Here is a 21,710-nt window from a genome sequence, read left to right on the forward strand (position 1 = left end):
AGGTGCCTAAAACGGCACCTATTTTTTTTTACTATGCCCCCATCAGCGGGTCTGTTTTGGAAACCCCTCCGGTTTCAACATGGCCTGCAAAACGCTCTGACCAGGCTGTATTTCCTTTAATTTGCAGTTGAAAATCATACCAAGAAAAGCTATCCTTCAAGGGCAGCACAATATCTATTGTTGCATTTGCTGGAATAACCTTGCTAACTGTAGGCTTATTATACCCCAGGTCTTCAATTAACAATTCTTTGGCCGCTGGTGCAGTATTTTTTACTACAAAAACAAGATTCCCTGTAGGCTGCGCCTCCATTTTTGCAGCAAACTCATACCGGCAAGATAGCGTTAGCCCACTATTTTCGGCTGTCCCTTTAAACTCACGGTAAAAACCATTGGGTCCATATACCCTGAAGTGGTAGCCCCTATGTTCAAATTTCGACAATGCCCAGCTATCCGATAATTTATCTCCAGCAGCGACAGCATACTCCCAGGTTTTCCAAGTCTCACCATCATAGGCGTTCATGGCATATACTAAAAATGGTGAACCTGCGCTTTTAGCTTTAAAAACATTATCCTGTGCCTGAAAAATAATGGAGAAACTATTGCGCTGCTGGTCAAAAACACCGTCAACGTATAATTCATAAGGGATAGCATTGGCAGGTTTAACCCCTTTTTCCTGTTGTGGAAAATACGGCGACTGCTTCGGGTCGGTATTGATAAGCTCAATTTCCTGCTCCGACAAAGATTTATACGTATGTGGAATATCCTTAAACTTTGAATTCTGGATATTGCGCAGAAAACTATTTTTATCCAGCGCCTTAGGATTTGCTATCTGCGCTCCAGTATAGGGTCTAAATATCGATGTAAGATCGCCACAGATGCTTCTACGCCAGGAAGAGATATTCTCTTCCACAATGTTTTTATTAAATTTATGGGCGATAAAATGTTCCAAAAACCGAATGGAGGAAGTGTGGTCAAATACTTCGGAATTTACGAAACCACCTCGTGTCCATGGCGAAGCTATAAGCAAAGGAACCCTGTAGCCAAGACCTATTGCACTCTCGCGTAAGCGATCTGCCTTTGCAGATGGATTTGTTTGTTGATCGTTTAATACAAAATCTAAACGAGGATCTATGCTGGAAGAAACTTTACCACAATTCTCCTTATACGGATGCGGAACGGCATACGGGGGCACATGGTCGAAAAAACCATCATTCTCATCGTAGGTAAGAATAAAAATTGTTTTCTTCCATACCGCTGGATTTTCCAATAGTATTTCCATAACCTCATTTACATACCAAGATCCAAACCAAGGTACGCCAGGATGGTCCGAGAAATTTGCCGGCGACATTAACCAACTAACCGTAGGGAGTTTATGATTTTTAACATCCTGCCTAAACTGATGTAAAACATCACCTTTAGGGATCTCCAAGCTACGCTCCACCCCATTATCATCATAGCTTACGGTTGTTAACTCATGGAAATACGGATCGCTATCGTTTACAGTAAAAGCGTTGGTATTTAAAGCCTTTTCTATTGGCGACAACCTATTAAATGCCTCCTCCGTATAAATTTTCTCCTTACTATCAATCATTAAAAGCACTTTTTGAGCCGCAATTAAACGTTGTTTATCGGCTTCAGAAGAAGGACTATCCCCGAGACGGTTTATTTCATCCTGAACATAGCGTTTACGCTCGGCCATATTTTTCAAACTGCTGCTATGCAAGCCTACATGATAAGCCTTAAAATACTCCAGCACATTGGTTCCAAAATTCCCTAACCAGCTACTTTCCTTCGTACTTAAGCCATAACCCAGCGTCAGTTCATTCTGGTATACCCGCCAACTAATGCCCTGTTCCTGCAGGCGTTCGGGAAAAGTTTTCCAATCTAATGTCGGTTTCGTATAGTCCGATATATTCCACAAATGTGCTTTTGACTCTGCTGTATTGGCTTCGCGCACAGTACCCGTCATCCAATACCAGCGGTTGGGGTGCGTCCCCGTGATACTAGAGCTAAAATGCTGGTCACAAATTGTAAAAGCATCAGCCAAGGAATAATAAAAGGGGAAATCCGTCCGGTTACAGTAGCCTAATGTTAAGGGTACATCCGCATATTCCGCATTATATGGCTTTTTAACATCCAGCCAGCGGTCATACTTACCATGGTTACGCGCATCCGTCTGATCTGCCCAACCATGCGGTGTAGACCCCATCCATGGAGCTTTCGTTTCCGTAACATTTAACCGAAAGGGCGCATAAGTTTTACCCTCTGCATTTGTTTGAAGCCACACCTTATTTTTATTGGGTAGCTGAATGGCTCGCGGGTCGTTAAAACCACGTACCCCCTTCAGGGTGCCATAAAGATGGTCGAACGAACGATTTTCCTGCATTAAAAACACAATATGCTCGGCATCATAAAATGTGCTGCCAGCCACCGGATTAATGGCCAATGCCCGCTGTATGGTATCCGGCAAAACCTGCAGCAATGCCGTACTCCCTGAAAGCAGCGTTGCTTTTTTTATAAAATCTCTTCTGTTTGTGTGCATAACATTCTCCAATATTGTCATTAGAAACTATAACGTACCCCCAATTGCACCTGATAAGGATTACCCGTTAAGGAAGCTACGCCTGCATTAGGGTTAATCTGGTAAGTATATTCTTTTTTGTCGGCGTCAAAACCCCGTATTGACATCAGATTCTGCTTACCCAAGGTTTTATCTACGCCCCAATTTTTATTTAAAAGATTGGCGAAGTTGAAAACATCCGCCGACAGCTCTAAGGCATGCGTTTTATAAAACTTAAATTTCTTACTTGCACGCACATCCCATACCCCATAGAAGCGGTTTATGCCACCATTACGTGTTGCAATCTGCCCTATATGGCCGGCGATGTATTCTTTAAATCCCTTATCTGCATTAGGATTGTCCAAGATTGCCTGTATCCCTGTACGCAGCGCACTCGCATTGTTGGTATTATTCGGATCGAAAATAAAAGCCAAATCGTTGCTGTTTACAAAGTCACCATTTACATTCCCATTTACCGCGACCGAATAACGCGTACCACCGATTCCAGCATAACGAACCCCGATACTTACCCCATAAAAGGTAGGCAATGTACCATACAACACCACCTTATTTCTAAACTGGTTCGATGAATACGTCATCTTTGAAAGATCACGAGGATCTTCAGCCGTCATTAAATCCAATGTCGCTGTATTCGCAACATTACCATTATAAGACGTATTATCCTTGGTGTCATTCCAGGTATAACTCAGGGTAATCTGACCGTCTTTATAATAACGAGCCGTAGCATCCAATACCAATGCATATTGATTAATTTTACCCTCGCTCACCAACTCCAGCACCCGGCTTACCTCGGCACTCTTACGCCCTGTTGTCCAATCAGCAGCACCATTTTTCGGGTTGATTCCCGTTGTCGGCACATAAACCGCACGATTATTCTCGTTGGCCAACCTAAAGAAAGGGTTGTCGACCATATTACGGTCAACATACATGTAATTATTACGCGCAAAAGACATTAAAAAAGTAGCCCCAACGCGAAAACGATCCGTAATAAACCTATTGTATGACATATTAGCTTTATATAAAGTAGGCACCTTAATACCTTTACTATTCATGTTAATCGTACTCACCTTTGCTACACCAGGAAGGTCAAACAGCTCTTTTCCTGGTGCTGAAGCTGGGTTATCACGGTAACCGATAAAATCAGGCCTTGGCACCAAAGTACCCGAAAGATCCACTGAGGCGACCTTTGTGCCATCGTTAAGCATATTATTCACCATAGCATAATTGTTTAAGTTAGAGCCGAAGATACCAGCACCGACACGTAAAATATCCGTTTTACGCTCGCCCATATCCCAGGTTAGCTGAAAGCGAGGCTGCACCTGCAACGTTTTCACACCATAATCCGTGCGTAACCCTAGCGCCTTTTCTACCGATTGGTTAAGTGCAGGGTGGTTAAAATAATGCGTATAATCGGTACGTAAGCCTAAGGTAACATCTACCCCGGCACCTAAATTAGCCTGTGCCTGCCCATAAAGGCCAGCATTTAAAACAGCCTGTTTTACCGCAGCATCATCGACCAAAGCAACCTCGCGGGCATAGCGATATGGTTGCAGATTAGCAAAGTTCTCCAAGCCACTAAAGTAAAAACGACCATTCATTTCACTTGTTGCCAGCGAACTTAGCTTAGTATACATAAGATCCACACCAAAGCTGTAGTTTACCCGGCCTTTTGTCCAGTAGAGGTTATCCACCAACTGCAAGACATGATTTTTAAATGTTTCCGGAAGATAACGTTGCCGCCCTAATTGTATGGTTGTTGTAACCGGTTTACCATCAATCTGCGACTCCACCTGTTCGACAATAGCGCGCGGGATATTCGTTGAAGGCAGTTGTGCATTCGGACGACCATCATCCATCGTATACAGATACTGAACTTTTAACTCGTTCGTAAGGCGCGGTTTCAATGCTGTACGCAACGAAGCCATAAGGCTGTTATCGGTCGATAGATGCGAGCCATACACTTCATAAACATTAATTGCACTGTTATCGCTCACCCCTAGGTTGTTCATGTCGCGTACGTAGTTATTACGAATAGTAAGGAGGTTTTTAGTATTCAACTGCCAGTCGACACGTGTAAATAAAGTTGTTGTAGGCCTTTTTCGGTCGAAGGCCCCTGTTTGCTGTGAAGATGCAAACCCATATGCAGAACGAGCAATATCCAAATACCGATCTAAGGTACCTTGCGTAAGATTAAGGCGTGCTTCATCCGCTGCAGAGCGGATATCAGCGATATAAAAAGGTCTAGAATCAGCTTGCTTATCTAAAGCGACAAAAAAGTGCGCTTTATCTTTTACGATGGGACCGCCAAGAGAAAACCCAAACTGATAGGTAGAATACTCCTGATCAATTTTATTTCCGCGAATATCATAAGGGCTAGACAACCAGCCGGTACGTCCATAGGTAAAAACACTACCTGTTAACGTGTTTGTACCCGATTTTGTCACGGTATTAATGGTCCCCCCACCAGCACGCCCATACGTTACATCATATTGATTTGTAGCTACTTCAAACTCGCGAATAGCCTCCATAGATACCGAATAAGGGCCTCTATTAGTGGTACCACCAGACAATGGGCCGCGCGATGTCATGCCATCGATAGAAAAATTTGTTGACGAAGCAATCTGCCCTGATAACTGACTACCATTACTAAGTGGCGAGAGATTTATTAAGGACGTAAAGTTCCGACCGTTAACAGGAAGTTTTTCCAAGTCACGTGCTGTAACAGCAGTAGATGCCCCAAGGTTACGGATCGTATTTTTCAAATTCGTTGTAGCCGTTACTGTAACCGCTTCCAACGTAGTATTCGATTCACGCAGACTAAAATTTAGGCGCAGCTGATCCCCTTGATTTAAGCTATACCCCTGCTCTGTAGCTTCGTGGTAATTCAAGTGTTTTACCCGTATGGTATAGGGCTTACCTAAGGGAAGTTGTTGGAATAAATACGCTCCGTTTTCATTGGTAGTAGTCGTATTCTGAAATCCGGTAGATTCATTTTTAACGCTAACAGACACCCCTGCAACTGGTCTATTGTTACCGTCGGTAATTACGCCTAAAATACTTGCATTGGTGGCTTGCGCAAATACATCAGGACAAAACATGAGCGTTATCAAAAGCGTTGATAACAACATCGTAAATAGATTTTTCATTTTTAATTAATATGGATAGATAATTTGATACATATAAATTTGAGCCCCATCATCCCTATGATGGAGGAAGAAGATTAATAATCACTTTATTAGGGTATCGGTGATACAGTACAGGGCAATTTTTAAACAAAAGCTGTAAGACCGTATCTAAGGAGTTCGGTTGTAATGCACTGTTAGGTATAGGAAGTTTGCCCGAGAAGCGAATGCCTTTCAAATCATCGGTATAAAATTCAAAGTCTACCGGATAAATCGCTTTCAGCTGCTCTATTACGGTAGGTAGAGGTGTATCATCGTAATGTAACACCAAATTACGAGCTCCAACAGGTATGTCGATTGGGCCTCCTTTTCAAACCGTGCAAAACGCTCTTGCTGCCATAACAGCGGCTTTAGTGCCTTCACATCTTGCCTAGGATCCAATTGCCACTCCTCGCCCGGGTTCAGGTACACATCCTTAACATTAGGGTCGGCCTTTAACGCCTTAACAACAACTTTACCTTCCAGTAAGTGCACCTTAAGCGTTTCTTTTTCCAGCATATGCACTTTAAAAACTGTACCTAGAGCTGTAACGGTATACCGGGCTGCGGTAACAACAAATGGTTTGGTTTTATCTTTGGCTACCTGGAACGTCACTGTTCCTATTCGAACTGTTATAGCACGGTTAGATTGACCATAGTCGTGGCGATAGTGTACGGCAGCATTTGGTGCCAGTATAATTTTGGACCCATCTGGCAGGGGTACCTCCTGCTCCTGAACACCCAAGTTTTGCCGTACAATATAATTCAGCTCAGCGGCCTCCGCGATTTCGGTATTAACGCCATGATGCAAGTTGCGTACTGCGACTGCTACACCCAAACCTAGGAGTAACAAGATCGCTACAGCAATTTGCCAGCGGTATGTTTTTTGCTGCCATTGTACTACGGGTACCCCATGCGTAACCGCTATTCTTTGGAGAATAATTGCAAACAGCTGTTCCTTTTTTTCCGGAGCAAGACCTATATCAGGGCCCCGCCTAAGGTCCTTTTCGTATTCCTGTTCAAACTGAGCTTTTATTTCATCCGCTTCCGCCTCCAAATGTGTAAGCAGATTTTCTTTTTCGCATTTCTGCGCCTTACCCGACCAGAATTGCTGTATACCATGCCTCAGTTTTCCTATCATATAGTAAAAACTGAAAAACGCCTGAAAGGGGATGATTTTTGAGGTTAAGAAATTATGAAAGAATTGTAGCGTAAATATAAAACCCAAAAACTAAACTACAGCAAGAGCTATAGCGATTAGAACGGCACTCGATACCAGGTAAGGGTATTTTGTATGGATATAATTGCGGATTACTTTATTAGCCTGTTTAAGGTAGTCGGCAACCGAATTAGCGGATATACCTAATAGCAGCGCAACTTCTTCCTTGGATTTCCCCTCGTAGCGGCAAAGTTGAAATACGCGACGCATACGTAGCGGAAGCTGCGCTACAGCCTCTTTCAGCAAATGCAGCTGTTGAAGATAAATCTCCTCCTGGTCGTCCTGCTGCATGGCCAAATGTGATAAAGCATGATAGTCCGCAACATAAGACAAGGAAACCTTTACCGATTGTTTTAAAAAATCCATAGATTTATTATGGCTTACCACAAATAACCAGCCCGCAATAGACCTATCGTTCAGCTTATTCCGGCTTTCCCACAACTGCACAAAAACATCCTGTAAGATATCTTCCGCATGCCCGGGAGCTTTTACCAAACGTAAAATATTAGCATAAACAACATCACAATACCGATTATAAATCAAGGCAAAAGCGGTTTGGTCCATAATAGGATCAGGAAACAGCCGTCGTTCTGTTTCGCTATTTAATTTAGTTTCCATTATTCTTAAGCAAGGGATCTGTATATATACATGCTACAAAACTATCCAAGAAAAATAGAGGAAGACACAAAGGTTAGGTTATGAAATTGTTAAGATTTAACGCTTTTCAAAAATCAGTGCTTTTGGCTATGCACCGAATCAACAAGGTAAAAAACAACGGCTGTGTGCCGCAGTGTTGGGCGATAAAAAAAAGCAATTGCATAAAAACAGGATAGAACACAAATGCAATATACACGTATCTTAAATCGTTTTATACAGGGAATAACATAAGCGGCTTAAAATATTTTCTATAATCTTAAGCAATCATATTTTTTTATAATAATATAGCATTAAATCCCCGAAAATATTTAATTTCACTACCTTTACGATCGAACTTTATGATAAATAATTAAAATGAGTGCAGATATAACAAAACTAGAATCAATTGCTTCTCAGGTTAGACGCGACATTGTACGTATGGTACATGGCTGTCAATCTGGTCACCCTGGTGGATCTTTAGGATGTACAGATTATTTTGTAGCCTTATATTTTAATGCGTTAAAACACGACCCTTCCTTCCACATGGATGGCCAGGATGAAGATGTATTCTTCTTATCTAACGGTCACATCTCGCCGGTATTTTACAGCACCCTAGCGCGTGCAGGATACTTCCCGGTTAGTGAACTAGCAACCTTCCGTAAAATCAATACCCGCTTACAGGGGCACCCTACCACACACGAAGGGCTTCCAGGCATCCGTATTGCATCGGGATCTTTAGGCCAAGGTCTTTCCGTAGCTATTGGTGTTGCGCAGGCTAAAAAATTGAATAAAGACACAAACCATGTTTTTGTGTTAATGGGAGATGGTGAATTACAAGAAGGACAGGTATGGGAAGCGGCATTATATGCTCCACACAATAAAGTCGACAATTTAATTGCAGCAGTAGACTACAACGGTGCGCAGATTGATGGACCAACAAATCAGGTGTTATCCTTAGGCAACTTAAGAGCAAAATGGGAAGCCTTCGGTTGGGATGTGCTTGATATTGAAAAAGGTAATGATATGGCCGCTGTTGTTGCAGGTATTGAAGAAGCCAAAGGCCGTACTGGAAAGGGTAAGCCTGTCGTTATTTTGTTGCATACACAGATGGGCTATGGTGTAGACTATATGATGGGAACACATAAATGGCACGGTTCAGCACCAAACGACGAGCAATTGGCGAGTGCATTAAACCAACTGCCAGAAACTTTAGGAGATTACTAGTAAGGTGCGCATCGATTGGATAGAATATATCCCTATCGTTATCACATTTTACTGTTAAGTTTTTCTTATTTACTTTTTAATACAACATGAAAAAATACACATATACTGAGTCAAAAGATACCCGTTCAGGTTTTGGCGTCGGATTATTAGAGGCAGGTCAACAGAACGAAAACGTAGTTGCACTATGTGCAGATTTAATAGGATCACTTAAAATGGATGCTTTTATTAAGGAGTTTCCAGAGCGTTTTTTCCAAATTGGTATTGCCGAGGCCAATATGATGGGCATTGCTGCCGGTTTAACAATTGGTGGTAAAATTCCTTTTACCGGAACATTTGCAGAGTTTTCTACGGCTCGTGTTTATGATCAGATACGTCAATCTATTGCCTACTCCGACAAAAACGTGAAGATCTGTGCTTCACATGCAGGTTTAACGTTAGGGGAAGATGGTGCCACACACCAAACGTTAGAAGATATCGGTTTAATGAAAATGCTACCGGGCATGGTGGTTATCAATCCATGTGATTTCAACCAAACAAAGGCTGCTACTATTGCTATCGCAAAATACCATGGCCCAGTATACCTGCGTTTTGGAAGACCTGTAGTGCCTAACTTTACACCGGCAGACCAAACTTTCGAAATCGGGAAAGCCGTAATGTTAAACGAAGGTAAAGATGTTACAATTATTGCTACCGGACACTTGGTATGGGAAGCTATTAAAGCAGGCGAAGAATTGGAGAAATTAGGTATTGATGCCGAAATTATTAACATCCACACCATCAAACCATTGGATGAAGAAGCGGTATTAAAATCTGTTGCTAAAACGGGCTGTGTTGTTACGGCTGAAGAGCATAACCGCTTAGGAGGTTTAGGTGATTCAGTAGCACAGGTATTAGCGAAGGAACTTCCTACCCCACAAGAATATGTTGCAGTAAACGACAGCTTTGGTGAGTCGGGAACTCCAGCTCAGCTAATGGAAAAATATGGCCTTAATGCGGCTAGTATTGTTGCGGCAGCCCAAAAAGCAATTAGCAGAAAAAAATAATACATGGAAGATGCGCAAATCATAGCTATGTTTGCCGCAGAAAGCTCCCGCGAGGAGGCTTTCGGTCATTTGTTGAAGAAATATCAACAAAAAATATATTGGCATGTCAGACGCATGGTCATCGATCATGACGATGCGGATGACGTGACCCAAGATATTTTTGTTAAAGTATGGCGTAACTTGGATAAATTTAGAGAAGACTCTCAATTGTATACCTGGTTATATCGCATTGCAACAAATGAATGCATTACATTTCTAAACAAGAAAAAGCAGAAGTATAATGTTTCTTTAGACGACGATAGCACCTCATACCTGGCGGAAACATTAGCGAGTGGGACCTATTTTAATGGCGACAAAGCGCAAATGAAACTACAGCAGGCTTTATTAACACTGCCTGAAAAACAAAAACTTGTCTTCAATATGAAGTATTTTGAAGACATGAAATATGATGAAATATCCGAAATTTTGGGCACTAGTGTCGGCGCCCTTAAAGCATCCTACCATCTTGCTGTAAAAAAAATAGAAAACTTTTTTAATAGCCACGATTAAACCTTTACTATTAGATTGTATCTAAAGCTACACAATGAAGGAAAAAGACACATATAACGAATGTTCTAGCAAAACAATTTTGCCAGATTCTTTGCGTCAATCGTCTTTTGTTGTCCCTGAAAATTTCTTTATCGAGCAGCAACAACATATTTTAAACGAAATAAAACTTCCTGCCATACAGGATATTACAACTTCAGTACTGCCCGACGATTATTTTGATCAGCTTTCTCAAACTATTCAAAACAAAATTGCGGAAGACAGGTTGAAAGACCTTATTCCTAAGGATGGTTTTTCAATTCCTACAGGATTTGAAGCCCACCTGCAACAGTCTATTTTAGCCGAAGTTGCCGAAGTAAAGTTGAAACAAAACGTTGCGGAGGATGGTTTCGCTACAGCGGATAATTATTTCTCTACGTCGGCTGCACAGCTTATGACGCAGATAAAGGTACATGATTGGAAAAAACAAGAAAATCCGTTTACTGTACCAAACAATTATTGGCATACCTTGGAAAACAATATTCTAGGGGCTATAAATCCTGCAAGTAGCGATGCGGTCAATACACCGAAAATCGTTCCACTTGCCCCGAAAAGAAATTGGATTAACTATATTTCTGGTGCCGCTGCTGCTGTGATGCTGCTTATGGGTGCTGCAGTGTACTTTATGTGGCAACAAACTGCTGCTGTTACGGAGGATAGTCTTCAATTTGCTAGCCTTTCTGCTGCCGACGCTGCTGACAATGTGCCTACTTTAGCGCTACAAAATATTAGTGATGAGGACTTGGTGAATTACTTGGCGCAGGTTTCCGAAGGCGAAGATTTGATGCATTTGGCCAAATTTATGGTAGATAACAGCGACGATTCCATACATTTAGATAATAAGGTTGAAAACGAAGATATTGAGGAATATTTAAATTACATGTTATAATGTCAAGATTAAAGTATATTATCACCACGTTGTGCTTAGTATTCACTCTTCATTTAGCAACATATGCCCAGCAAGAGAATTTTGAAGCTATAGAAAGTGAAAAAATTGCTTACATAACCAAAGAGCTAAAATTAACCCGTGCAGAAGCACAGCGTTTCTTTCCCATATACAATAAGTATAACGAGGAAATGTGGGACTTAAAAAAAGCTAAAAGAGGTAATACTACGCCCGAAGGTGCTAATTCATTAAGCGGAAGCAGAGACGTCATTGCCTTTGATGCTAAAGAGGTCGAGATTAAAAAAAAATATAGAGCAGATTTTACCAAGGTAATCGGTCAAGCACGTGCGTCACAATTTTTTCAGGTTGTTGAAGACTTTAACGACTTGTTAAGGAACACCCTCCAAAACCGTCAAAATAGTAGCCGTAAGCGATAAAAATAAATCGAATAGAAGATTATAAAAAAAGCCGTAAGTTTTAGCTGTTTACCAAACAGTGTCGTACTTACGGCTTTTTTATAGGCTATAAGCTATTACCGGCTATGTATTACGATTTTTGCCTGTAATTTTTCATTGGGTAAGTTAGACTCCAAATCCCCTATTACAAGAACACTATAAATCTCCCTACTTATCAAATTTTGCGGTTCTATAGTCAGCAATACGGTATTAGAACCGGAAGCAGCTTTAAATTCTAATGGACCGGTATTATGTGTAGAAATCTCTTTAAAATCACTAACTCCCTTAAAAGCTATATTTGCAAAAAGTGGCTTATCCTCATTTCCAATATACAGCGACAACGGGCTTAGGGATTTCCCCATATGCACAAAGCGAACTTTAGCATAGCCCTCCCGGGGTAAAATAATATTATCCTCAGTGAGTAAACTTCCTACCTCCTTATCCTCGTACAAAAATAAACTATAAGCGCGGCCAGCAGTCAGGCTGATGTTTTGTACGAGCTGTTTACGTTCCTTATTATCAAAGAAACTTTCCACCTCCAGTTTATTCGTTCCGGGTAAAAAGTTTTTATACGCGGCATAGCGGCCAAAATCAAAACTTCCTGTAAGGGTATATAAGGATGCCGCTCCTAATCTCCCCACAACCGAGGTTGATCCGGGAATAAGATTAAAGGTAGCCACCGCCGCAATATTACCAGGCGTATCGTTAGGACGATTTAAGGAAAGGCCGTCTTTATTACAGCCAGTAATCAAAAGCAGGATAAAAACCCCAATAAAACTAAAGCAAGCCCGCATATATTATTTTTTATACTAATTTAAAGATTAAAACGTAAATGATCTTAATAATGCTACAAACTAAGAGTTTTCCCCAGGAATAGCTGCCATTCTCCAGTTTTTTTTTAATAAGTTTGTATTAGGAAAAGTATACAATTTTCAATGGCATATAAAGGAAATACATTTAAAAACAGTAGTCTGGGCAGGGCAAAAAAAGAAGCTTCAAAAGGTGCTGCGCCTGTAAAAAAAAGACCTCCACTTATTAAGTCTTTTGATAGCATAGATTTCACTGAAGGGCAACGGAAATTTTTGAAGATATTAGGGTTGTTTTTCCTGCTATGTTCATTTCTGTTTGCCGTAGCATTTATCTCCTATCTATTTACATGGAAAGAAGACCAAAGTTATATAGCAGCAACCAATGGAGGTTGGGGTACACTCTTTAAGTCGACAGAGGAATTACAGGATGAAAGTGCCGATTTGCCTATTGTAGAAAATAAACTAGGTAAAATTGGTGCCTTATTGGCGAACCAATTTATTTTTGAGTGGTTCGGGGTAGCTTCATTTTTCTTTATATTGATATTTTTTGTTTTAGGTTACAAGCTGTTATACAAAAAGTCTCTATTTCCAGTATGGAAAACTATTTTATACTCTTTTATCGCGATCTTATTCTTATCCTTTACCCTAGGTTTTATTCAGGATTATATTACAGAAACACCCCATATTTTAGAAGGAAAGTTTGGCTTCTGGACCAACAATCTTTTAAATGCACAAATCGGTAAGTACGGCGTTGGCGGTTTGCTTTTGTTTGCCTACTTAACGGCATTAATTTTAATTTACAACCTTGATCTTAAGGTTTCATTGGGCCTTGGAAAAAAACAATACGACCTGGATGAAGAAGAGGAGGATGAGGACGTAGACATAACGCCGAAAGCTAATATACGCCATACCGAAACGCATACCGACGATATCAGTATTGATGGCGCTGTAATTGAAGTATCAAACACCCTTAGTAATACTAGTAATACAAGTAATACAAATAATACGGCAGCTCAGCAAACTATGGTTCCCCTAAAGGAGAGCTTAAATGACCGATATAGTCATTTACGAAACGAGCCTATAGTGGCAGATGAGGAGGATGAACTGGATAATGTGGAGGCCGCAGAAAGCGTTACTTTCAACGTTAAATCTACCGTAGCAGATACAGATACTAACCATGCAAATGCTTTCAGCGCCTTCAGGGAGGATAATAATGCGATAGAATTATCGTTAAACGATTCTTTTACTGAACCAGAAATTGAGCTGGAAGCCGAAGAGGAAAAAACAGGACCGGTGTTATCGGTGGAGAAAGCTACCGAGGAAAAACAGATCACAGCAAATGATTTGGTAGCACAGTTTGGAGAGTACGATCCGAAGTTGGACCTTTCGGGATATCAGCATCCTTCGTTGGAGTTATTAAAAGATTATGGCTCCGGAAAAATTGCTATCAATCCACAGGAACTGGAGGCAAACAAAAATAGAATTGTAGAAACACTACGCAATTATAGCATTGAAATTGAACAGATTAAAGCTACCATAGGCCCTACTGTTACCTTATATGAAATTATCCCTAAACCGGGGGTGCGTATTTCTAAAATTAAAAACCTGGAGGATGATATTGCTTTAAGTTTAGCGGCATTAGGTATACGTATCATCGCGCCGATGCCAGGGAAAGGAACGATAGGTATTGAAGTCCCTAATAGCAGCCCCGAAATGGTATCCATGCGTTCGGTACTGATGACAGAGAAATTCCAAAAAACGGAAATGGATTTGCCTATAGCATTGGGAAAAACAATATCCAATGAAGTGTATATTGCCGATTTAGCAAAGATGCCTCACTTACTGGTTGCGGGTGCTACCGGGCAGGGTAAATCGGTAGGTATCAATGCAATTTTAACATCGTTGTTATACAAAAAACATCCCGCAGAGTTAAAATTTGTTTTGGTAGACCCGAAAAAAGTGGAGCTCTCGTTATTTAAAAAGGTAGAACGACATTTCTTGGCAAAACTTCCTGGCGAGGAGGATGCTATTATTACCGATACTAAAAAGGTAATAAACACGTTAAACTCGCTTTGTATTGAGATGGATCAGCGTTATGATCTATTAAAAAATGCGCAGGTCCGTAATTTAAAAGAATATAATGTAAAATTTGTCAATAGAAGATTAAACCCTGAGGAGGGACATCGATTCTTACCGTTTATAGTTCTTATTGTTGATGAGTTTGCAGATTTGATGATGACGGCAGGAAAAGAGGTGGAAACACCGATAGCACGGTTAGCGCAATTGGCAAGGGCGGTAGGTATACACCTCGTTATTGCAACACAGCGCCCATCGGTAAATATTATTACCGGTACAATTAAAGCTAACTTCCCCGCAAGGCTTGCTTTCCGGGTGCTATCTAAAGTCGACTCCCGTACAATTTTGGATTCGGGAGGTGCCGACCAATTGATTGGTCGTGGAGACATGCTTTTAGCTACCGGGAGTGATTTAATCCGCATTCAATGTGCATTTGTCGATACGCCAGAAGTTGAAGGTATTTCCGACTATATTGGCAGTCAGCGTGGTTATCCTTCCGCATTTATGTTACCCGAATATGTGGATGAATCGGGTGAAGGATCAGGTTCGTCAGATTTCGATTTGGATGATAGAGACCAACTTTTTGAAGAGGCAGCCCGACTTATTGTTATGCATCAGCAAGGCTCTACCTCCTTGATTCAGCGTAAGCTTAAATTAGGGTATAATAGGGCCGGACGTATCATCGACCAGTTGGAAGCAGCTGGAATTGTAGGGCCGTTTGAAGGCAGTAAAGCCAGAGAAGTTCTATATCCGGATGAATACTCCTTGGAACAGTTTTTGGAAACATTAAAAAAGTAACATGAAGATGATGAAAAAAATTGCTCTTGCTTTATGCTTAAGTGTGGTATCCACCTTGAGTATGGCACAAACAGATGCCAAAAAATTATTGAATGAGGTCGCTAAAAAATACAAAGATTATAGCAGCATACGTTCAGACTTCAGCCTATCGGCACAGGACGGTAAAAATGGCAGCTACAACGATAAGGGTATAATGTACTTCAGCAAGGCAAAAAACCAATATGCCATAAAAATGCAAAATCAGGAGATTATTTCTGATGGTAAAACCATATGGAATATTGCGAAAGACTTGCAGGAGATACAGATTACCGATGCGGAGGAGAATGACGCTACTATAGGACCAACAAACCTGTTTACCTTCTTTCAAAAGGGGTATGCTTACAAATTACAAACCGCAGAGAGGATACAAGAGAATGGCAAAACAGAAAATCTTTCGGTAATAGAGCTACAGCCCTTAGAAAGCAAAACAAATTATAAGAAGATCAAAATCCGGGTGAACAAAAACAACCATATTCATGATGTGGTGGTATTCGATAAATCAAATAATCAATTTACATATACTCTAAATACACTATATGTAGGAGAAAAATTTCCGGAAAGTACATTTGTCTTCAATAAAGACAGGTATAAGTCTTATGAAATTGTGGATTTAAGATAAAGGCTTTTAAATTGGCAATGGCCTAACACTTGGTTGCAGTATGTACAGAAAAGGTAAAGCGTAGTATTCTACACTTTACCTTTTCTTTTGTAGCTATAACTCTAATTTGCTTACAGATAGAATGCAAGATAAAATCCCTCCAGCTAGTATAGCTGCAATAAAACTAAGCAAATCTTTTAAAATAAATAGGTGTTTTTATGTATAGCAGGTCAGAAATTAATTTGAGCACTCCAAATATTCTATTTTAGGTTAACAGTTATTTAAAAACATGGCATGTCGAAGCTATATTGAGCAGCACAGACGAAAAGGCCAAAATTGACCTCAATAAAAAGAACAAGTAAAGTCATGCCATATACATAGGCGCAAATGCCTCCAATAAAAACCCGACACAAGTAACACTTACGGTGAAGTTTCTAACAAAAGGATGAACCCATGAAAACTAAATGCAGCCTATTGAAGATAACATAAAAAAAAAGTAAAGAAATAACATATTTTTAGAAGTACGTTATTTCTTTACTATACCTTTTAGCAAAAAATATTCTTACACCAGCGCCCCATTTAAATTTAACTACATGGACGCTTACACCGAAACAATAACCCTCATTTTTGGCACCAACAGTTTCATAACAGTCCAAGCTGCAATATACGAAAGCGCACATATCGTAAACATTATGGTATATCCCGTTTCAATACTACCCAACTGCTGATACTTATCAAACAGCCATCCGCCTAACTTGGATAACACCACCCCGCCCATTCCTCCAGCCATACCACCAATTCCGACAACTGTTGCCACAGTATGCTTTGGAAACATATCCGAAACCGTCGTAAAAATATTTGCCGACCAAGCTTGATGTGCTGAAGCACCTACGCCGATAAGCACGACCGGCAGCCAATAAGAAACACCACCAAAAGGCTGTGCCAAGAGTACAACTAAGGGAAACAACGCAATAATAAACATAGCTTTCATACGTCCATCATAGGCCTTATACCCTTTATTAATATAATACATTGGAAACCAACCACCACCAATACTACCAACCATAGTCATGCTATAAAGTACCGCTAGCGGCAACATAATATCCGTACCAGTCATATGGTACTGATCTTTAAGATAAGAAGGCAACCAAAATAAGAAAAACCACCATACCCCATCGGTCATAAACTTCCCTAACACATAAGCCCAAGTCTGTTTAAAAGAGAGCAGCCTATACCAAGACGTTTTCGACAGACTTGCTGTTTGCGGATCTAGGGATGGTGCGGCCACATCGCCGTCCGCATCACTATTGATATGTGCTAATTCAGCTCGCGACAGTCTTTTTTGCTCCTCGGGTTTATCATAAAAAATCCACCAGAATACCAGCCATATAAACCCCACCACACCCACAACAATAAAGGCCGACTGCCAGCCCCATTTTACGGCCATCCAAGGCACCGTCAACGGTGCCAGTACGGCACCAATATTAGAGCCAGAGTTAAAAATTCCCGTTGCCAAAGCCCGTTCCCTTTTCGGAAAATACTCCGCTGTAGTTTTTATTGCAGCCGGGAAATTACCCGACTCCCCAATGCCCAGCACAACTCTAGAAATCGAGAATCCAAGGATAGAAACCGAAAGACCAGCAAAGCCAAGTTTGGCTAAAATTGCCGCTGCCGAATACCCTATTTCTATGGAATAGGCATGTATAATAGCCCCAAAAGACCATAAAACGATGGCAATAGCGAAGCCCTTTTTCGTGCCAAGCCTATCGATAAAACGGCCCGCAAAAAGCATAGATAAAGCATAAGAAAACTGAAATGCCGCCGTCACATTGGCATAATCAGATTTGCTCCACCCAAACTCCTCCTCCAAAGTCGGATGCAGTAAACTTAACACCTGCCTATCCAGGTAATTGATGGTTGTAGCAAAAAATAATAGCGCACAGATAGTCCACCTATAGTTGCCAATGGATTGGTTTATCATAATTTGTTATCGTGTTTATATGGTTTATACGGTTTATATTTAGTCTGCTAACGATGCATTGTCACGTTACCTGATTACTAAAAAAATACTGCTTTGCATTGCCATAACAAATGGCCGTTATTATTTCACCTATCCACTTGCTATCATTAGGTAATACCCCGTTTTCAACATCACGAGCGAAGATATTACACAACAAACGACGAAAATACGCATGCCTGGAGTAAGACAAAAAACTTCTGGAATCGGTAAGCATACCAATAAAACAGCTTAACAAGCCCATATTTGATAATGTATTTATTTGCTGTTCCATACCATCCAACTGATCTAAAAACCACCATGCCGATCCAAACTGTATTTTTCCACGAATACCGCCAGACTGGAAATTCCCTGCCATAGTAGCGAATACGGCATTATCTGCGGGATTTAAATTATAAATAATAGTTTTAGCGAGCTGATCGCTGGCATCGAGGTGATTTAAAAAATTCGAAAGACCAACCGCCTGACGATAATCGCCGATGGAATCAAAGCCTGTATCAGGCCCCAGAAGCTGCAACAAACGCTTGTTATTATTTCTTATCGCTCCGAGATGATACTGCTGCACCCACCCTAGCTGATGGTAACGTTTTGCAAGACTGCTCAGTATATAAAATGCAAAAGCCTCTTGCACGACCAGCGATGCCGAAGCATCATCGCCATCCAAAACTGCACGCAATACCCTGTTAATTTCCTCCGTAGAAACCTGCCCTTGCAGAGGCAATTGGCCCAAACCATGGTCAGCAATACGACAACCTGCGGCATGAAAAAAATCAACACGCTTAAACAACGCGACCAGCAAAGTATCTAAATCAAAAATAGCCCCCCCTGCAGCAGCGGCAAGCTGTGAAATATACAACCTAAAAGAATCCCCCCCGCCAATATTTAAACACCTATCCGGCCGGAAAGAAGGAAGCACCTGTGTTTTAAAATCCGAATTTCCCAATGCTAAATGTGCATCAAGCGTATCGATAGGATCATCCGTTGTGCCGACCATCTCCACGTTAAAATGCTGTAATAAACCTCGGCTAGAAAACTGATCGCGCTGCAAACACTCCTTGGTATGATTATAAATTCCTTCAGCACTAACGCCATTTAGCAATTCCGAAACACCAAAAGGATTTTTAAGCTCCATATGCGTCCAGTGAAACAAAGGATTACGTAAAGTATACGGCACCGTTTCTGCCCAATGCTGAAACTTCTCCCTATCGCTAGCATTTCCCGTGATAAACCGCTCATCCACACCTAACACCCGCATTGCCCGCCACTTATAATGGTCACCCTGCAACCAAATCTGTGTGATATTCTCAAACTTTCTATCCACAAAAATCTCCTGTGGAGAAAGATGAGCATGATAATCAATAATTGGCAAATCCGCTGCATAATCAAAATACAACCGCTCAGCCAAATGTGACTGCAATAAAAAGTTAGCACCTATAAAATTTTCCATTATTAGCCTATTTATTTTTCAAAAACGATAGCACAAAGACCCATACCTAGATCCATAAACGAGCAGATTAATAGCCGCCCAAAATCCCCAACTCCAAGCCACGTAATTCTGCCAAGCCACGGAGGCGACCTATAGCCGAATACCCAGGGTTCGTTGTTTTATGCAAGTCATCCAACATCTGATGACCATGGTCCGGCCTGAAAGGAATTGGGACAGCACGGCTCGCATTCTCCGCCGATAAAGCGACCATTACCCGATACATATCCACATCCCCATCCAAGTGATCCGCTTCATAAAAATTACCCCCATCGTCGCGTTTTACATTACGTAAATGAGCGAAATATACCCTTTCCTTTACCACAGAAAATATCGCTAACAAGTCATTATCAGGGCTAGCACCTAAAGAGCCCGTACAAAAACAAACACCATTAAAAGGTTTATTAACGCCCGCTAGTATAAACTCAAAATCCTCCTTACGAGATGCGATACGCGGTAAACCCAAAATCGGATAAGGCGGGTCATCCGGGTGAATGGTCATTTTCACGCCATTCTCTTCACAGACATCAGCGATTTCACGCAGGAACCACAGCAGATTCTGCTGCAAGCCCTGACGCCCCAATTGCTTATAAATTGCAATACTAGCATTCAAATCCTCCAAAGAAATAGCCTTTTCACTAGGGATACCCATTAAAATAGTATCCGTAAGCATAGCCATTTCAGCAGCGGTATAACGCTTGTATTTCAAATTAGCCTCAGCCAAAACCTCCAGCGGATAATCCAACGCCGCATCCGTACGCTTTAGCACAAACAAGTCAAAAAGTGCCAAATCAGACCAATTAAAATACAAGGCTTTAGCACCATTCTTCAGTTCATAATCCAGTTGCGTACGCGTCCAATCTAATACAGGCATAAAGTTGTAACAAACTGTTTTAATACCACAAGAAGCAAGGTTGCGTAAAGTCTGCTTATAATTTAAAATTAAGCTATCCGCAGCTTCTGTCCGCGTTTTTATGGCCTCATGCACCGGTACACTCTCCACCACTGACCAAGTCAAGCCAGCATCTTCAATCTGTTGTTTACGCTGTTGAATATCCGCCACAGGCCAAACCTCACCATGCGGAATATAATGCAATGCCGATACAATTGAAGTAGCTCCAGCCTGTTTAACATCCTGTAAGCTCACCGGGTCCTCCGGACCATACCAACGCCAAGATTGGGTTAATCTATTTTTTTTCATGACAGCAACCATTAAATTACACACCCGTCCAGGCGGTAAAACCACCATCAACATATAAAGTTTCACCATTCACAAACGCCGAAGCGTCACTTAACAGAAACAACAAAGCGCCCTCCAATTCTTCAGGGTTGCCCAAACGTTTAAATGGAGTATTAAGAACAAATTTCTGTCCGCGTTCTGTATACGAACCATCCCCATTCGTTAGCAAGGTTCTATTCTGTTCCGTTAAAAAAACACCCGGTGCGATCGCATTAACGCGCACCTTATCACCATAGCGTAACGCCATTTCTGTTGCCATCCAATTGGTATACCCAACGATTCCAGCTTTAGCGACCGTATAGCCCAAAACACGTGTAAGGGCAGCATGCGAGGCTAAAGAGGCAATATTTACGATACTTCCAGCCCCCTTTTCGGCCATAACCCTACCAAAAACATGAGTAGGAATTATAGTCCCCATCAAGTTTAAATCCAATGTTTTAGCGATGTCCGTCATACTGGCCGCAAAAAGGTCATCCTCAGGGCCCACCGTAGCGCCGGGGATGTTACCACCAGCGGCATTCACCAAAGCATCGATGGTACCCCATTTTGCAAGAATCTGCTCCCTAGCCAGCAGCATTTCAGCCTCGACCAGCACATCCGCTTGTATGGCCAGCGCTTCACCACCTAAACGCAATACCTGCTCTACACGTTGCTGAGCACGCTCCGCATTACGCCCAATAATGGCCACCCGAGCCCCCCCTTCTGCCACAGCATTGACAAAAGACTTGCCCAGCACACCTGTAGCCCCAGTTATAACCACAACTTTACCCGAAAGGGAAAATTTGTCCAATATGCTCATACTTATTTTTTTTAGGTTCGTGAAAACTAAAATTGCTAATCTCCAGGAGAAATAAAAAGCAT

The 21,710-nt window shown here is 41.4% G+C and carries 17 protein-coding genes; 7 read left to right on the plus strand and 10 right to left on the minus strand.

What is annotated here, in order from left to right:
* Window positions 1-31: 31 nt before the first annotated feature.
* The 5 genes from ACL9RF_RS13565 to ACL9RF_RS13585 form a co-directional block, all read right to left on the minus strand.
* On the minus strand, window positions 32-2,542 hold the full coding sequence (locus ACL9RF_RS13565; protein WP_422801173.1) for a phosphocholine-specific phospholipase C: 2,511 nt from the start codon (window positions 2,540-2,542) through the stop codon (window positions 32-34).
* A gap of 20 nt (window positions 2,543-2,562) precedes the next feature.
* Window positions 2,563-5,727, minus strand: coding sequence for a carboxypeptidase regulatory-like domain-containing protein (locus ACL9RF_RS13570; protein WP_422801174.1), 3,165 nt, complete (start codon window positions 5,725-5,727; stop codon window positions 2,563-2,565).
* Between the two features lie 55 nt (window positions 5,728-5,782).
* Entirely contained in the window at window positions 5,783-6,031 is a 249-nt protein-coding gene (locus ACL9RF_RS13575) for a FecR domain-containing protein (RefSeq protein ID WP_422801175.1), read from the minus strand.
* Window positions 5,995-6,882, minus strand: a complete 888-nt coding sequence (locus ACL9RF_RS13580; protein WP_422801176.1) for a FecR family protein — start codon at window positions 6,880-6,882, stop codon at window positions 5,995-5,997. The genes ACL9RF_RS13575 and ACL9RF_RS13580 overlap by 37 nt, the downstream gene beginning before the upstream one ends.
* A 90-nt stretch (window positions 6,883-6,972) precedes the next feature.
* Window positions 6,973-7,578 carry a sigma-70 family RNA polymerase sigma factor gene (locus tag ACL9RF_RS13585; protein ID WP_422801177.1) on the minus strand — a complete coding sequence of 202 codons (606 nt, stop codon included), beginning with the start codon at window positions 7,576-7,578 and terminating at the stop codon, window positions 6,973-6,975.
* 393 nt (window positions 7,579-7,971) lie between these two features.
* Here ACL9RF_RS13585 and ACL9RF_RS13590 point away from each other — a divergent pair, with 393 nt between their 5' ends.
* The 5 genes from ACL9RF_RS13590 (at window position 7,972) to ACL9RF_RS13610 (ending at window position 11,771) form a co-directional block, all read left to right on the plus strand.
* Complete coding sequence (locus ACL9RF_RS13590) at window positions 7,972-8,820, plus strand: transketolase (protein WP_422801178.1); 849 nt, start codon at window positions 7,972-7,974, stop codon at window positions 8,818-8,820.
* Between the two features lie 86 nt (window positions 8,821-8,906).
* Window positions 8,907-9,863 carry a transketolase family protein gene (locus ACL9RF_RS13595; protein ID WP_422801179.1) on the plus strand — a complete coding sequence of 319 codons (957 nt, stop codon included), beginning with the start codon at window positions 8,907-8,909 and terminating at the stop codon, window positions 9,861-9,863.
* A 3-nt stretch (window positions 9,864-9,866) separates the two neighbouring features.
* On the plus strand, window positions 9,867-10,412 hold the full coding sequence (locus tag ACL9RF_RS13600; RefSeq protein ID WP_422801180.1) for an RNA polymerase sigma factor: 546 nt from the start codon (window positions 9,867-9,869) through the stop codon (window positions 10,410-10,412).
* Between the two features lie 34 nt (window positions 10,413-10,446).
* Window positions 10,447-11,337 carry a hypothetical protein gene (locus ACL9RF_RS13605; RefSeq protein WP_422801181.1) on the plus strand — a complete coding sequence of 297 codons (891 nt, stop codon included), beginning with the start codon at window positions 10,447-10,449 and terminating at the stop codon, window positions 11,335-11,337.
* The gene (locus ACL9RF_RS13610; protein ID WP_422801182.1) at window positions 11,337-11,771 is read left to right on the plus strand and encodes a hypothetical protein; all 435 of its coding nucleotides are present in this window, start codon (window positions 11,337-11,339) and stop codon (window positions 11,769-11,771) included. Before ACL9RF_RS13605 ends, ACL9RF_RS13610 begins: the two co-directional genes overlap by 1 nt.
* A gap of 95 nt (window positions 11,772-11,866) precedes the next feature.
* On the opposite strand, the gene ACL9RF_RS13615 is transcribed toward ACL9RF_RS13610, so the two are convergent.
* Window positions 11,867-12,583 carry a DUF4397 domain-containing protein gene (locus tag ACL9RF_RS13615; protein WP_422801183.1) on the minus strand — a complete coding sequence of 239 codons (717 nt, stop codon included), beginning with the start codon at window positions 12,581-12,583 and terminating at the stop codon, window positions 11,867-11,869.
* 141 nt (window positions 12,584-12,724) lie between these two features.
* On the opposite strand from ACL9RF_RS13615, the gene ACL9RF_RS13620 reads away from it, so the two are divergent.
* Together ACL9RF_RS13620 and ACL9RF_RS13625 are read left to right on the plus strand one after the other, a co-directional pair.
* The gene (locus ACL9RF_RS13620; RefSeq protein ID WP_422801184.1) at window positions 12,725-15,472 is read left to right on the plus strand and encodes a DNA translocase FtsK 4TM domain-containing protein; all 2,748 of its coding nucleotides are present in this window, start codon (window positions 12,725-12,727) and stop codon (window positions 15,470-15,472) included.
* A 7-nt stretch (window positions 15,473-15,479) separates the two neighbouring features.
* Entirely contained in the window at window positions 15,480-16,130 is a 651-nt protein-coding gene (locus ACL9RF_RS13625) for a LolA family protein (RefSeq protein ID WP_422801185.1), read from the plus strand.
* A gap of 580 nt (window positions 16,131-16,710) precedes the next feature.
* On the opposite strand, the gene ACL9RF_RS13630 is transcribed toward ACL9RF_RS13625, so the two are convergent.
* The 4 genes from ACL9RF_RS13630 to ACL9RF_RS13645 all read right to left on the minus strand — a co-directional run bounded on the left by ACL9RF_RS13630 (window position 16,711) and on the right by ACL9RF_RS13645 (window position 21,648).
* Window positions 16,711-18,090, minus strand: a complete 1,380-nt coding sequence (locus tag ACL9RF_RS13630) for an MFS transporter (protein ID WP_422801186.1) — start codon at window positions 18,088-18,090, stop codon at window positions 16,711-16,713.
* Window positions 18,091-18,151: 61 nt separating this feature from the next.
* Complete coding sequence (gene uxaC, locus ACL9RF_RS13635; RefSeq protein WP_422801187.1) at window positions 18,152-19,573, minus strand: glucuronate isomerase; 1,422 nt, start codon at window positions 19,571-19,573, stop codon at window positions 18,152-18,154.
* Between the two features lie 67 nt (window positions 19,574-19,640).
* Complete coding sequence (gene uxuA / locus ACL9RF_RS13640) at window positions 19,641-20,810, minus strand: mannonate dehydratase (RefSeq protein ID WP_422801188.1); 1,170 nt, start codon at window positions 20,808-20,810, stop codon at window positions 19,641-19,643.
* Between the two features lie 16 nt (window positions 20,811-20,826).
* Complete coding sequence (locus ACL9RF_RS13645; protein ID WP_422801189.1) at window positions 20,827-21,648, minus strand: SDR family oxidoreductase; 822 nt, start codon at window positions 21,646-21,648, stop codon at window positions 20,827-20,829.
* Window positions 21,649-21,710 lie beyond the last annotated feature (62 nt).

Source organism: Sphingobacterium sp. Mn56C, from assembly GCF_049319645.1.
Lineage (GTDB): Bacteria > Bacteroidota > Bacteroidia > Sphingobacteriales > Sphingobacteriaceae > Sphingobacterium.

What these genes read in the sequence shown, in the direction of transcription:
- ACL9RF_RS13565 (WP_422801173.1), bottom strand. Translation starts at nt 2,542, where the DNA reads ATGCACACAAACAGAAGAGATTTTATAAAAAAAGCAACGCTGCTTTCA.
- ACL9RF_RS13570 (WP_422801174.1), bottom strand. Translation starts at nt 5,727, where the DNA reads ATGAAAAATCTATTTACGATGTTGTTATCAACGCTTTTGATAACGCTC.
- ACL9RF_RS13580 (WP_422801176.1), bottom strand. Translation starts at nt 6,882, where the DNA reads ATGATAGGAAAACTGAGGCATGGTATACAGCAATTCTGGTCGGGTAAG.
- ACL9RF_RS13585 (WP_422801177.1), bottom strand. Translation starts at nt 7,578, where the DNA reads ATGGAAACTAAATTAAATAGCGAAACAGAACGACGGCTGTTTCCTGAT.
- ACL9RF_RS13590 (WP_422801178.1), top strand. Translation starts at nt 7,972, where the DNA reads ATGAGTGCAGATATAACAAAACTAGAATCAATTGCTTCTCAGGTTAGA.
- ACL9RF_RS13595 (WP_422801179.1), top strand. Translation starts at nt 8,907, where the DNA reads ATGAAAAAATACACATATACTGAGTCAAAAGATACCCGTTCAGGTTTT.
- ACL9RF_RS13600 (WP_422801180.1), top strand. Translation starts at nt 9,867, where the DNA reads ATGGAAGATGCGCAAATCATAGCTATGTTTGCCGCAGAAAGCTCCCGC.
- ACL9RF_RS13605 (WP_422801181.1), top strand. Translation starts at nt 10,447, where the DNA reads ATGAAGGAAAAAGACACATATAACGAATGTTCTAGCAAAACAATTTTG.
- ACL9RF_RS13610 (WP_422801182.1), top strand. Translation starts at nt 11,337, where the DNA reads ATGTCAAGATTAAAGTATATTATCACCACGTTGTGCTTAGTATTCACT.
- ACL9RF_RS13615 (WP_422801183.1), bottom strand. Translation starts at nt 12,583, where the DNA reads ATGCGGGCTTGCTTTAGTTTTATTGGGGTTTTTATCCTGCTTTTGATT.
- ACL9RF_RS13620 (WP_422801184.1), top strand. Translation starts at nt 12,725, where the DNA reads ATGGCATATAAAGGAAATACATTTAAAAACAGTAGTCTGGGCAGGGCA.
- ACL9RF_RS13625 (WP_422801185.1), top strand. Translation starts at nt 15,480, where the DNA reads ATGATGAAAAAAATTGCTCTTGCTTTATGCTTAAGTGTGGTATCCACC.
- ACL9RF_RS13630 (WP_422801186.1), bottom strand. Translation starts at nt 18,090, where the DNA reads ATGATAAACCAATCCATTGGCAACTATAGGTGGACTATCTGTGCGCTA.
- uxaC (WP_422801187.1), bottom strand. Translation starts at nt 19,573, where the DNA reads ATGGAAAATTTTATAGGTGCTAACTTTTTATTGCAGTCACATTTGGCT.
- uxuA (WP_422801188.1), bottom strand. Translation starts at nt 20,810, where the DNA reads ATGAAAAAAAATAGATTAACCCAATCTTGGCGTTGGTATGGTCCGGAG.
- ACL9RF_RS13645 (WP_422801189.1), bottom strand. Translation starts at nt 21,648, where the DNA reads ATGAGCATATTGGACAAATTTTCCCTTTCGGGTAAAGTTGTGGTTATA.